We start from the raw sequence: 13,794 nt of genomic DNA on the forward strand, positions 1-13,794 counted from the left end.
AAATGATTAAAGTAATTTCAATTTCTGCACTTTCTTTAGCACTACTTGGTTTTAATAATGCTGCCCATGCAGATACTTCCGAAATGGATTCTCCTCGTATTTATACTGGTATTGGTTATGGTCAATACTCTTTCCAATTTGAAGACAGTGAAAACGACACCGATTTCGATGATGATTCACAAATGCTTAAAGGCTACATAGGGACACAGTTCAATAAGTACTTAAGCTTAGAGCTTGCCTATCAAAACTTTGATGAAGCAAGTGACATTGATTCAAAAGTAGAGCTTGATGGTATTTCCCTCGCAGCGAGGCTTGCTGCCCCCATTACTGAGAGCTTTTCAGTGTATGCGAAAGGCGGGTGGCTTGAATGGGATGCCGAAGTGGAACAAGATTTAGGTGATCTTGGCAGCATTAGTGCAGATACAGATGGCGGCGATGTATTTTATGGCGCAGGTATTGAGTATGCTTTTACTACCAATATGCAAGTACGTTTTGAGTATGAGCGTTATGAGCTTGAAGATGATATTGACCCTGATATGGATGTCGCATCGGTCTCTTTTCAGTACATGTTTTAATTTAGACCGCTTAGTTTAAATGTTTAAAGGCAGCCCAGACTGCCTTTTTTTGTGTTTGCATGTAAAATGATGGCAGTTTTTCCTAATTACAACGCATTATGAGCGAATATCAATTAACGGCTGTCGGGCATATCCATTCTCCTTATAAACAAAAGTTTGCCATACCACGGCAACCACGTTTAGTACCCGAAGCAAAAGCAAAACTCGTTTTTACAGCTGATTTCAATCGTGAAGAATTTGTGCGTGGCCTCGATGAGTTTAGTCATATTTGGCTGCTATTTAGATTTCATGAAACAGCAGACAAAGGCTATTCAGCTATGGTACGCCCTCCTCGCTTAGGGGGTAACGAGCGTAAAGGTGTATTTGCAACGCGTGCCACGTTTAGACCCAACGCAATCGGTATGAGTGCCGTAAAACTTGAAGGCATTGAATACAAAAATGGCCAGTTGAGCTTATTGTTATCGGGTATTGATTTACTTGATGGCACGCCTATTTTAGACATTAAACCCTATTTACCTTATTCAGATGCAATGCATGAGGCCAGTGCTGGCTTTGCCGACACCCGCCCAGAAACAGATATGAGTGTAGAATTTAGCGAAGAATCGCTTGCTTTTATCGCTAAACAAACCGATTATCCCGAATTAAAAGCCTTTATCAGCAATGTGTTAAAGCAAGACCCACGCCCTGCTTACAAAAAGCAACGTGAATCAACACAAAGCTACGGCATGACATTATATGATTTTAATATTCGTTGGTTTGTTACTGGCGACCATAATACTGTAACCAGTATCGAAAAATGCTAGTTTTTAACACTTAGCGCTTTAGTGTCACCGCTTCCGCTGGTAAACTGAGCGCCTTGTTACTACTCAAATGATTTGAGTAAACGATAATAATTTTAACACTACTTGGAATAGAGATGCGTACCAGTCAATATATACTCGCAACACTTAAAGAAACTCCGTCTGATGCTGAGATTGTTTCTCATCAATTAATGCTACGAGCTGGCATGATCCGCCGCGTTGCGTCGGGTTTATACACGTGGTTGCCCTCTGGTTTACGCGTACTGAAAAAAGTAGAAAACATTGTACGTGAAGAAATGGATAAAGCCGGCGCAATCGAAATGCTAATGCCGATTATCCAGCCAGCTGACTTATGGGAAGAATCGGGCCGTTGGGAGCAATTTGGTCCTGAATTACTGCGTATAAATGACCGCCACAATCGTCCATTCGCACTTGGTCCGACGCACGAAGAAGTTATCACTGATTTCGTTCGTAAAGAAGTAAGCTCATATAAACAACTTCCACTGACACTTTATCAAGTACAAACAAAAGTACGTGATGAAGTGCGTCCTCGTTTTGGTGTGATGCGTGCACGCGAATTCACCATGAAAGATGCGTATTCTTTCCATTTAAGTGACGAGTGTTTAGAAAAAACATACCAAGTAATGCACACAGCATACTGCAATATCTTTGAGCGTCTGGGTCTTGATTACCGTCCAGTTATTGCTGATACCGGCTCTATTGGTGGCAGCGTATCGCATGAGTTTCATGTACTGGCTGAATCTGGTGAAGATGCCATTGCATTCAGTGATGCAAGTGATTACGCAGCAAATATCGAAAAAGCTGAAGCGCTTGCACCAACAGATGCACGTCCAGCAGCGACAAAAGAGCTTAAGGCATTCCCTACGCCAGATGCAAAAACAATTGCTGAGCTAAAAGAGCATTACGGGGTTAAACCTCATCGTGGCGTTAAAACAATGATTGTGTATGGCGCACCTGATGAAAACGAACAACGTGGTTTAGTGGCTCTTATTGTGCGTGGTGATCATGAATTAAATGAACTAAAAGCAGAGAAACACCCGCTTGTTGATTCACCTCTTGAAATGGCTAAAGAAGAAGACATCGTTGCGGCGATTGGCGCGAAACCAGGCTCACTAGGCCCTGTTGGTCTAAACATGCCTATTATTGTAGACCGCACTGCCAATGTAATGGCTGACTTTGTTGCCGGTGCAAACAAAGATGGCGAGCACTTTAGCGGCATTAATTGGGACCGCGATGTTGAAAACTATGAAGTTGCCGATATTCGTAATATTGTTGAAGGCGATCCTAGCCCATGTGGCCAAGGTACGTTACAAATTAAACGCGGTATTGAGGTTGGTCATATCTTCCAACTGGGTACTAAATACTCTGAAGCAATGAAAGCAGGTGTATTAAGCGAGTCAGGTAAAAACCAGATCATGACAATGGGTTGTTATGGTATTGGTGTATCGCGTATCGTTGCCGCAGCCATTGAACAAAATAATGATGAATACGGTATTAAATGGCCACAACCTATTGCACCGTTTGATTTAGCCATCGTTCCTATGAACATGCATAAATCTCATCGTATTCCTGATATTGCAAACAACTTATATGACGGTCTAAAAGCGCAAGGTATCGATGTGTTATTTGATGACCGTAAAGAGCGTCCAGGTGTTATGTTCAACGACATGGAATTACTCGGTGTGCCTTACACACTGGTCATTGGTGAACGAAACCTAGATGAGAATAAAGTTGAGCTTAAAAACCGTCGTACGGGTGAAAAGCTCATGCTTGATTTAGACACTGCAATCGCTGAAATTGCGGCATTAGTAAAAGGCTAAACCTTTTACGCTATCTCAGTTAAAAAAACCGCTTCGGCGGTTTTTTTGATCATGAGCACTTTGTCATAGATGTTTCGCTAAACCGTCTTTTTAATGTCACCTTCTATCCCTAGCATTTAGCTTATTACACCATGAGTAAATGCCATGAATAACACAACTAGCAGTAATAAAACTCACTATCCTGCCGTTTGGATTTCCGACGTTCACTTAGGTTACAAAGACTGCCAAGCTCAGTATCTATTAAACTTTTTAAATTCTATCGAATGTGATGTACTTTACCTTGTTGGCGATATAGTTGATTTATGGTCAATGAAACGGCAGTTTTTCTGGCACCCAAGTCACTATGATGTACTTGCGCTTATTCAAAAAAAAGCCAAAGACGGCACGCGTGTTATTTACATACCAGGAAACCATGATGAAACTTTTCGTCATTACGCCAACGAGTCATTATTTGGTATAGAAGTTCATAAAAAATATATACACACCACGAAGGCGAGTAAACGTTTTTTACTTTTGCACGGTGATGACTTTGATTCAGCAACCCGTTACAACAAGCTAATTAGCATAGCGGGTGATGCTGGATACGATTTTTTACTCTTTTTAAACCGCTGGACAAACCGAATTAGACGTTTGTTTGGAGGGAATTACTGGTCGCTTGCTTCGTGGATCAAAGCACGCGTACACAAAGCGCGTGCAGCAATTGAAGCCTTTGAAAATGCAGCAATTCATGAAGCAAAAAAACAAGGCGTTGATGGCATAATATGTGGCCATATTCATCACCCTGCGGTGAAAATTGTCGATGATATTGTGTATTGCAATGATGGAGATTGGATAGAAAACTGCACAGCGCTTGTTGAAAACAGTTGCGGAAAAATTGAGTTGCTACATTGGAGCGAAACACAAAAAGTCATTCACTCTGCAGATATCAGCAAATTAAAGCCAACCCCCGCCTTCGACAAAAGCCAAGATGCGGCATGAGCTGTTTAACCTTTGAGCCACATCGACAGTTTATTGCGTAATGTGGCTTGCTTAATAGGTTTTGTAATGTAATCGTTCATGCCAACACTTAAACACTTTTCTCTGTCGCCAGCCATGGCACTGGCTGTCATCGCAATGATGATTACATCTTGATAAGCATCGCCTGCTTTACCTTGTCTGATTTCCTTTGTGCAGTCATAACCATTCAAGTTGGGCATTTGACAGTCCATTAAAATTAAATCGAATATTGTCTTACTATTTTTCAAAAGTTCTAATGCTTCAAAGCCATCATTGGCTGATTCAATAGTCACATTGCTGTCGCGAAGGATGGCTTTACTCACTTCAATATTAATTAAATTATCATCAACAATAAGAATATGTTTATCGCTCAAATCAATTCTAACTTGCTCTTTATCTGTGCTTTTAACATGCTCAACAAACTGCTGACTATTATTCAATAATAGCGCTAATCGATAGCTTAATTCATCAGGCGTAATGGGCTTTGCAATCACCATTACATTAGCAGGTAAGTCATATTTTTTGGCAAGTGACGACATAACCCCTAAGATGAGTGCATGTTTTTGCAGATGATTTCTCGCCCAATTCAACACTAGCTCGAATAAGGGATGTTTGTGCTCAACAATCACTAAATCAAGTAACTTAAGTTCAGCCTCTGTCACGTTATTTAACCTAAGTAGCTGTTTGGGTGCAGGCTCTGAAAGCACAGTAAGTTGTTTTTCAAGGTTGGTTGCCAATTTATCGTACTGCACCGCGATACCCATCCGTTTTTCAGGTAATGCTGCAATAACACTGTGTTGTATGGATATGTCTGAAGGTGCGACACAAACACTTGCGATAAAACAGCTGCCCTTACCTTTTTCGCTTTCTACTATGATATCACCGCCCATAAGTTGCGATAACTTGCGACTGATTGACAAACCAAGGCCGCTTCCACCGTAATGACGCGTTGTACTCGAGTCTTCTTGGGTAAACACCTCAAAAAGCTTATCTTGATTCTCTTTTGAAATTCCAATCCCAGTATCACACACCGAAAAATTCAACATTAGCTTATTTTTCTCAACAGACAGCTGTGTAACTGTCAGGCTAACATGTCCTTGGTGAGTAAATTTAAAAGCGTTACTTAACAGGTTATTTAAGATTTGTTTTAGTCGATGACTGTCACCCATAACTGTTCTTCGTGTAATGCCACTGCAATCAAAAAGTACTTCAATGCCTTTTTTCTGTCCTTGCACTGCCATCGATGTCACTAAATCACTGCACACAGATACCACATCAAATTCGTGACAGTCTAAATCGAGTTTGCCTGCCTCGATTTTCGAAAAATCAAGAATATCGTTTATCAGCGTCATTAAAGAATTAGCGCTACTATTCGCGTAATGTAAATATTTTTTTTGCTGTGGGGTAAGCAGTTCTTCTTCAAGCATTTCTAGCATACCGAGTACACCATTCATCGGGGTCCGAATTTCATGGGAAATATTGGCAACAAACTGACTTTTAGCTTTACTTGCCGCTAATGCTTTTTCGGTCGCTTCTTCAAGCTCGGCTGTGCGCATCTTTACTTTTTCTTCCAGTGAACCATTGAGCTTTTCAAGCTGATGTTGAGCACATTTCAGCGAATCAATATTGCGTAATATTGCCGCTATTTGAAATTCTTGATTAGCCGCATCAAAAATAGGAGCCATGGTAATCGAAAAGTAGTGGGTATTTTCATCGGCAATATGTACCGCTTCGAATGAGCACCGTTTTCCTTCTTTAAGTGCCTGAGCAATGCCCTGAAAATCTTCGTCATTGTAGTTAAATAATTCATCAAATTGGGTGTGTTGCTCTTCAATTCCAAAAAACTCTTTCGCTGTTTTATTCGCATTATCGATAACACCGTTTGCTTTTATCATAATAATGGCATCGGATGAGCTTTCGATTATTTTGCTATTCTTCTCCTTAAGAAAGCTTAGCTCGAGTTTACGATTAATATCTCGCTGGTAAATAATGAACAAGATAACGACTACTACAATGATCAAACAGAGCATGGCTATAAATCTATAGCGCTTTTGCTTTATTTCATACAGTAAGTTTTCAGTATCAATTGCCACTGCTATCGTTAACGGCTCCATTTGAATACCATTTTGAAACGCTATCTCCTCTTTCAAAAAAAGCCTGTCAGGTAAGTTCACCACGTCAAAGAGATCAACGTGAGCCATATCATGATTACTATTAAATTCTTCGTACCAAAAATGCGCATCGCCTTTTTCAAAACTAAAACGGTATGCTTCATTTGGATGATAGATAAATTGTTGTTTTGCATTTAAAAGAAAAACATTAAATTTTCGCGGGGTTCCTTCTATTAAGCCTTGAATTAAATCGTCTGCATAATAGTTAATGATTAACACCGCGAAAGGGTCACCATTGGCATCGTTAATCAGCTTAGAGACTCGGTACGTGCTTACATAAGGCACTTGAAGTGCGCCGTTTTCACGATTGTAATTAATAGGTGACACATAAATATGGCCATTAGTTAATTGACGGGTGATTTGCATGTAATCACGCTGACCTTTGTGCTGTAAATTTTGCTCAGCAATACGGCTGACTTTGCCGTTTATGTTGTCTACACGTACAACCTCTTTGCCGTTATCAGCGACATATATGTAGCGTGCTTGCGCTAAATCTTTGTCGGTTGCCATAAACCCGCTAAATATTTTAGCTAAGCGGTCTTTCCAGGCTGAAATGGGCGTGCCTAACACAGGGTCGATATTATTTTCATTTGTGGCCCGCATAATCGCCATGATCGGCGGGGTTGCATCAAGGAAGTTTAAAGCTGAAATATTCTCTCTTAACGTCGTAGTAAAGGTCGACTTTTTTGCTGAAAGCTCTCGCTGCATTTGCTCATAAGTTCGTTTGTAGACATCTTCACGCGTATCAATTTCATATTTTACGGTTGCTAAGCACGCCATTATGACAAGGACAATAAATGCAAATATAGGTAACTTGTGTAGCACTATTAAACGCGATAATTTTTCAGAATCCATTGAACAAAAAGCCTTATTTACCACCTTGTAAATAGTATAGGAGAATTTCATGATAAAGATGGGGGAAAGATAAAAAATTATAATTAATTATGACTACCTACAGCAGCGTTCGCTAGAAACGAAAAAAGCACCAAAACGGTGCTTTTAATCGTATAAATAACTGACTTATTGACTATCTAAATAGCACGTCTTCTTTATTAAACCACTTAACGCAGAAAGCCAATAACGCCCCCGCTACAATAACGGTGGCTAAGAAAATGAGCCCAACGAGGGTGTAATCAACAGTGCCTTTAATAATCTCTTTAATCGCTAAAGCAACATTCGTTACCGGAATAAACGCCGTTTTGCTGGTGAGCTCTACGTTAGGCATTAGCGCAATCATAATCGGGAAAATAACCCCAATACTCAGCGGTGCCATGTAGTTTTGTGCTTCTTTAAAGGTACGTGCGTAAATAGAAATCGCGAGCGCAAGCGATGAAAAAATGGCCGCAATTGGAACGAGTAATATAAAAATCAATCCCAAATCAAACACAGTTAATGAGCTAAATGCTGTTTTAACAACGGCTAAATCAACAAATGCGATAGCAACAGACACCCAAATTCCCATACTGAGTACCGTAATCGTCGTTGTTGCGATAGATGAAGCGAGTAATGTAATAAATTTACCAAGAACCAGCTGCGTACGCGTGATTGGCGTAAGTAAAAGAGTTTCCAGCGTACCGCGCTCTTTTTCTCCCGCACCTAAATCAATCGCTGGGTAGGTTGCGCCCATTAAAACCAGTGGGATCAATAAATAAGGAATAAACCCGCCAATTTTTTCACCCAGATTTTCACGTTTATCAGCCGTATCCACTTTCACGACTTTTATAGGCTCGATAATCGCAGCCTGTTGCTGCTCTGATACACCAAAACTTAACAGCTTGGTAGTACGCAGTTTATCGCCATACTCTTTGGCAAGTTCTTTTACACGGTCAAACAAAAAGTTAATCGCTTTTGCATCGTTATACACGACTTGCCATTCACTCTGTTTGGCATTATCTAACGTTTGTTTGGCATCTGAGGGTAAGTATATCCCCATGTCAATCGTGCCAGCTTTAACTGCATTTGTTAAATCTTCAACTGAATTGAACGTTTCTTCGCCTTTATACTGTGAAAAGCTTTTATGATAAAAAACTTTGTCTGTAAACTCTTGTGCGTATTGACCATTAATAATGGCGTAGGTATGCACTTCTTGCTCAGCCTCTAACGCAGCCTGCGAGCTAATAAAGGCCATAATTGCAAATAACAATGGAAAAATAGCAACAGGTAGCGCAACCACAAATATGAGTGTTTTACGGTCGCGTAATAGCTCTTTTAATTCCTTTTTAAATACTTCAAACATCACGACTCTCCGTTAAAATATTCATAAACGCTTGGTTCAGCACGTCACTTTGTCCTGTTTGTTTAAATTCATCTAACGTGCCATCAAAGCAGCTAAGCCCTTGATTAATTACTGCGACACGGTCACATAACAAGGCGACTTCATCTAAATGATGCGTTGAAAAAATAACCGGCGTGCCCTGCTCTTTCAGGCCTTTAATAAAGTTAATAACGGTTTGTGTGGTCATAATATCAAGGCCAGTGGTTGGCTCGTCAAGTATGACGACGTCTGGCTGGTGGATCACTGCACGCGCTATATTGGCTTTTTGTTTCATACCTGTAGAAAGGTTTTCGGCGCGTTTATCAATAAAACTGTGCATATCGAGTAAAGTAAACAATTCGTCACAACGTGATGCAATCAGTTTTTTATTCATACCATGCAGGCGTGCAAAGTATTCTACATTTTCTTTGACGGTTAATCGCCCATACAACCCAGTGCTGCCTGATAAAAAGCCAATTGATTTTCGTCCAATCAATGGCTTTTTAACAATATCGTGACCAGAGATAGTAATGCTGCCCTCATCTGGTTTCAATGCGGTAGAAATCATTCTAAGTGTCGTTGTTTTACCCGCACCATTTGGACCAAGCAAACCCAATACTTCACCTTTATCGCAGTGAAAACTGACATCTCTTACAGAGTGAAAAAATTGCTTATCTTCACGGGGATCGATTTTATCCGTGTTGTTTTTTTTATGATCTTTCGTCAGCTTAAATTTCTTTTTAAGCCCTGCTACTTCAATCATGTTCGTTTCCTTCGTTTCGGTCTAAAGTAATCTGTATTACTGTAAAATTCTGGATTTTCATTGTCGGTCCACCACCCTGGCACACCTAACAAAGGGAGTGGCGATAAGTTTTTATTATCGCGCAAACAATCATCAAACTTAATCATCTCATAAAGGCGTTGATCTAGATATGCATATTGACTGCTTAAATCTTTACAAAATATGTCATCAGGAACAACGATAAACAGCGCCTTGCCTGTCAAACCTATATAAGGTTGAGTAAGCATTTCATAATTTGCATGACCAAACATATAAGGACGAATAGTGCGCCCCCATTCTTCGCGCTTATCAACAAATGCATGTTCCCATTGATGATCACGCAATTGTTGCTGCCATTGCGTGTGTGTAATTGCAAGCACAACACCACATTCATCAAACAATGTTAAGGCGTTTCGGTGTTTACTTCGCTCTTTTAGACCATGTAGTTTAATTTCTTCAATATGTTGATGGTTTATCAGTGACTTTGTTTTTGGAAACAAACACCAAATAAACCCACCAAAGAGATCGTGCCAATTCTGTTGCCGCGTCGGCACGTGGCCCGTTTCGAATATAATTTGTTCATAGTAACGGCTTTCATCAGCAAACTGCTCGTCTTCAACAAAGCGAATAGCTTGGCCTTGTGACGTTGTAGCATTTAAAAATTGTGAAAACCATTGGCAACTCGGCCAATCAGTCAATTCATGAATTTTGAATAAATCGGCTAAGTCGGCAAATGCGCCGGTGGTTAAATACTGTGTTGACCACTGCTCTGGCGGTGTAAATCGTTTCATGGGCTATTACATTTAACTTCTTGAAGCTTTACGCTAGTTTACCGTAAAAACTGGTTCTCATTAATAGAACCTCATATACTATTGCCATCTTAAAACAAAAAAAGAGCTATTATGAAACGCTATTTTCCAATGACAGTACTCGCAAGCGCTATTCTTGCAGGCTGTGCTTCAACAAGTATTACTTCTGATGATGTAGAAAAAGCCTATCAAAGCATTAATTCAGCACAATTAGCTGAGCATATTAAAGTGCTTGCTTCAGATGAGTTTGGTGGTCGTGCACCTTCATCAAAAGGTGAAGAATTAACCCTTGCTTACCTAACAGAACAATTCAAAGCGCTTGGTTACCAACCAGGTAATGGTGATAGCTTCTTACAAGAAGTGCCTCTGGTATCCCTTGAAGCCGACCCTAACATGGTCCTTACTATCGGTGGTATAGATTATGAGTATAAAAAAGACATGGTCATGGGCAGTAGCCGTATCAGCGCACAACAAAGCATCAAAGATTCTGAACTCGTGTTTGTTGGTTACGGTGTTAACGCCCCTGAATATAACTGGAACGACTACGAAGGCTTAGACGTTGAAGGTAAAACAGTGGTTATGCTGGTCAACGACCCTGGTTTTGCTACAAAAGATCCGGCGCTATTTACCGGCGATGCGATGACCTATTATGGTCGTTGGACGTATAAATATGAAGAAGCGAGCCGCCAAGGTGCCGCAGGTGCAATTATTATTCACGAAACCGCACCGGCCTCTTATCCTTGGTCTGTGGTTGAAAACTCATGGAGTGGCGAACAGTTTGGTTTTCAAAAAGAAAACAACAATATGGACCGTGTTGCGGTTGAAGGTTGGGTAACGACAGATGTCGCTAAAGAGCTTTTCACAAAAGCAGGCTTAGACTTCGATACCATGAAAGCCAACGCAGCAAAAGGTGCATACCATGTTGATATGGGCGATTTAACCGCGAGCGTAACTGTAAATAATACGATTAAAAAGTCAATTTCATATAACTTCATTGCGACTTTGCCTGGTAGCGAAAAACCAGACGAGCATGTTATATACTCAGCTCACTGGGATCACTTAGGCACTGATAAAACCCGTAAAGGTGATCAGATTTATAACGGTGCACACGATAATGCGACAGGCACTGCGGGTTTAATTGAGGTTGCTGAAGCATTTACAAGTTTACCGAAGCACCCTAGCCGCTCAATGACCTTTTTAGCTGTTACCGCTGAAGAGCAAGGCTTACTTGGCTCTAAGTATTACGCTGCTAACCCCGTTATTCCTGCTAAAAATACTGTTGCCAACATTAATATGGATAGCTTGAACTTGCTCGGTAAAGTAAAAGATATCAGTGTTGTTGGTATTGGTAAGTCAGAAATGGACACGTTATTAGAAACGGCAGCTAAGGCACAAGATAGAACTGTTTCGGGCGATCCTAAACCTTCATCAGGTGGCTACTACCGCTCAGATCATTTTGCATTTGCAAACATGGGCGTGCCTGCAATGTATGCAGGCGGTGGAAGTGTTGCTTTTGATGAAGAAACGGCCTCTTACCGCAAGCGCATGAGTTTAGTGCTTCGTGGTTGTTATCATCAACCTTGCGATCGTTACCGTGATGAATGGGATCTTTCGGGCGCAGTTCAAGACCTTCAGTTATTCTATCAAGTTGGTTTTGATATCTCTGAGCGTGAAGAATGGCCTAAATGGAATGAGAGCTCAGAATTCCAACGCAAATAGATGCAAATGATATTGATTTTCATTTAAAGTAATAATACAGTGTAATCTGATTAATTTTTAGGTTGCACTGTATGATTTTATTAACACAATCGAGATTCTTTTCTCAAAAAGCGAGGTGTTATATTACGGACAATAAGCGCTTATTCTTGCCCCTTTTAATTCTTATTGCCCTTGTTGTACCAGCAACTCGCGGGTTTACCTTACAAGCATTAAGCGATGCTTTTTTTCAGGTTTCTGTTTTCGTAGCCGCAACCCTATTAATCTATTACTATTTAATTGATCGCCTTCCCCAACTGCAATTAAGCTATTTACGCGCAAGATCTGGTTTTTTAGAGGTGAGCTTTGCCTCTATATTGGGCGCATTACCCGGTTGTGGCGGAGCAATCATTGTTGTCACTCAATTTACTAAACGACAAGCAAGCTTTGGTTCTGTGGTTGCGGTATTAACAGCAACAATGGGTGATGCTGCATTTTTACTACTCGCAACCCGCCCACTTGATGGCCTTATTATGATGCTATTAGGCGTGTGTGTGGGCATCATCAGCGGACAAATCGTTAACCTTTTTCATAGTAGGCACCGCTTTCAGCCTTCACAGCCAAGCGACTATATTGAAGAGCCACAATGTCAGCCAAAAGCAATCCAATTTAGCCGACCTATTTGGAAGTTTTCACTGCTCCCAAGTGTGATCATCGCTTTTTTAATTGCTATGAATGTTGAGCAAACACTTTTTAGCCAACCTATTATCGATATCATCAGTGTGTTTGGATCGATAATGGCCTTGTTTGTGGTTTTTATCTGGGCGTTGTCGTCAAAAGGTCAAAATTACAAACAAATTACCAGCGAAGAAGCGCCCTGCACCCCACCTTCAAAGTTAACGAAAGTCTTGATGGATACACACTTCGTGACTGCCTGGGTTGTCGCTTCGTTTATGGTATTTGAGATTTTTGTTAATGTGGTGGGTGTTGACCTGACTGGTTGGTTTTCTGACTATGCCTATTTAGCCCCCTTGATAGCTGTTGCCATAGGACTGCTTCCGGGTTGCGGACCACAAATTGTCGTTATGACTCTTTATATTCAAGGCATTATTCCGTTTAGCGCGATGGCTGCAAATGCAATCTCTAATGATGGTGATGCCCTGTTCCCTGCAATAGCGCTGGCTCCACGAGCCGCAGTGGTCGCCACTGTTTATTCGTCTATCCCAGCCTTGATTGTTGGTTACGGTTTATATTTTTACGGTCTTTAGTGTAGAGATTAAACGCACAATGCCCTATGAAAACAGGGCATTGTGTGACGAGTGCTATTTAGGACATGGGCCGTACTGATTGTGTTCTTTTTCTGAGTCTAAAACACAGAACACAATAACGATAAGCACACCAACAACAGGTAATAAATACAAAAGCTGCCACCAACCTGACCGGCCAGTATCATGAAGACGTCTGGTGGTTGCACTTAATGATGGTATAAAAAGCGCTAATGCATAAATACTGCTAATAATCTCTTCGCCTAGTAAGCTATCAATTAAGCCGCAAAGCATCGCAAATAGCAGGTAAAAGAGGATAAACATCCAATATGACTGACGACGTATGCGCCCGGTAAAGTCGGCATATCTATTCAACGCTTCTTTAAAGTGCTCCATTTAATTCCTTGTAAAATATCGTTATTTATACACATTCACTTAAACATCATACATAAAAAAACCAGCCGTAGCTTAATGCAGATCAGTTAAGGAAAAACCAATAAAATAAAGGGTTACAGCGATGATTTATAAAAATCTTACTGAAGCCCTTTTGCTATATGGTCTTTAGCTAATTTTGTCCCCACCTGCTTTAAGCAGCTTTAACTGAATA

The 13,794-nt window shown here is 40.7% G+C and carries 11 protein-coding genes; 6 read left to right on the top strand and 5 right to left on the bottom strand.

Annotated elements, in window-relative coordinates:
- Nucleotides 1–2: 2 nt before the first annotated feature.
- The 4 genes from JIG41_RS01315 (at nt 3) to JIG41_RS01330 (ending at nt 4,194) form a co-directional block, all read left to right on the top strand.
- Nucleotides 3–575, top strand: coding sequence for an outer membrane beta-barrel protein (locus JIG41_RS01315; protein WP_036968298.1), 573 nt, complete (start codon nt 3–5; stop codon nt 573–575).
- Nucleotides 576–673: 98 nt separating this feature from the next.
- Nucleotides 674–1,378, top strand: a complete 705-nt coding sequence (tsaA, locus tag JIG41_RS01320; RefSeq protein WP_036968295.1) for a tRNA (N6-threonylcarbamoyladenosine(37)-N6)-methyltransferase TrmO — start codon at nt 674–676, stop codon at nt 1,376–1,378.
- Between the two features lie 113 nt (nt 1,379–1,491).
- Complete coding sequence (locus JIG41_RS01325; RefSeq protein ID WP_199524150.1) at nt 1,492–3,216, top strand: proline--tRNA ligase; 1,725 nt, start codon at nt 1,492–1,494, stop codon at nt 3,214–3,216.
- A 144-nt stretch (nt 3,217–3,360) separates the two neighbouring features.
- Nucleotides 3,361–4,194 carry a UDP-2,3-diacylglucosamine diphosphatase gene (locus JIG41_RS01330; RefSeq protein WP_199524151.1) on the top strand — a complete coding sequence of 278 codons (834 nt, stop codon included), beginning with the start codon at nt 3,361–3,363 and terminating at the stop codon, nt 4,192–4,194.
- Nucleotides 4,195–4,199: 5 nt separating this feature from the next.
- Here JIG41_RS01330 and JIG41_RS01335 read toward each other — a convergent pair whose 3' ends face one another.
- The 4 genes from JIG41_RS01335 to JIG41_RS01350 all read right to left on the bottom strand — a co-directional run bounded on the left by JIG41_RS01335 (nt 4,200) and on the right by JIG41_RS01350 (nt 10,209).
- Nucleotides 4,200–7,238, bottom strand: coding sequence for an ATP-binding protein (locus JIG41_RS01335; protein ID WP_199524152.1), 3,039 nt, complete (start codon nt 7,236–7,238; stop codon nt 4,200–4,202).
- Between the two features lie 172 nt (nt 7,239–7,410).
- Nucleotides 7,411–8,619 carry an ABC transporter permease gene (locus tag JIG41_RS01340; protein ID WP_065979954.1) on the bottom strand — a complete coding sequence of 403 codons (1,209 nt, stop codon included), beginning with the start codon at nt 8,617–8,619 and terminating at the stop codon, nt 7,411–7,413.
- On the bottom strand, nt 8,612–9,400 hold the full coding sequence (locus JIG41_RS01345; RefSeq protein ID WP_036968282.1) for an ABC transporter ATP-binding protein: 789 nt from the start codon (nt 9,398–9,400) through the stop codon (nt 8,612–8,614). The genes JIG41_RS01340 and JIG41_RS01345 overlap by 8 nt, the downstream gene beginning before the upstream one ends.
- A complete protein-coding gene (locus tag JIG41_RS01350; protein WP_036968279.1) occupies nt 9,397–10,209 on the bottom strand; it encodes a DUF3025 domain-containing protein in 813 nt (270 codons plus the stop codon). The genes JIG41_RS01345 and JIG41_RS01350 overlap by 4 nt, the downstream gene beginning before the upstream one ends.
- A 111-nt stretch (nt 10,210–10,320) precedes the next feature.
- Between JIG41_RS01350 and JIG41_RS01355 the strand changes: the two genes are divergently transcribed.
- Both JIG41_RS01355 and JIG41_RS01360 read left to right on the top strand, forming a co-directional pair.
- Nucleotides 10,321–11,946 carry a M28 family metallopeptidase gene (locus tag JIG41_RS01355; protein ID WP_182394878.1) on the top strand — a complete coding sequence of 542 codons (1,626 nt, stop codon included), beginning with the start codon at nt 10,321–10,323 and terminating at the stop codon, nt 11,944–11,946.
- Between the two features lie 71 nt (nt 11,947–12,017).
- The gene (locus JIG41_RS01360) at nt 12,018–13,190 is read left to right on the top strand and encodes a putative manganese transporter (protein ID WP_199524153.1); all 1,173 of its coding nucleotides are present in this window, start codon (nt 12,018–12,020) and stop codon (nt 13,188–13,190) included.
- 54 nt (nt 13,191–13,244) lie between these two features.
- On the opposite strand, the gene JIG41_RS01365 is transcribed toward JIG41_RS01360, so the two are convergent.
- Nucleotides 13,245–13,583 (bottom strand): DUF805 domain-containing protein, encoded by a 339-nt coding sequence (locus tag JIG41_RS01365; RefSeq protein WP_065979958.1) that lies wholly within the window; start codon nt 13,581–13,583, stop codon nt 13,245–13,247.
- Nucleotides 13,584–13,794: the final 211 nt, after the last annotated feature.

Source organism: Pseudoalteromonas sp. bablab_jr011, from assembly GCF_016464045.1.
In the GTDB taxonomy this organism is placed as follows: Bacteria; Pseudomonadota; Gammaproteobacteria; order Enterobacterales; family Alteromonadaceae; genus Pseudoalteromonas; species Pseudoalteromonas lipolytica.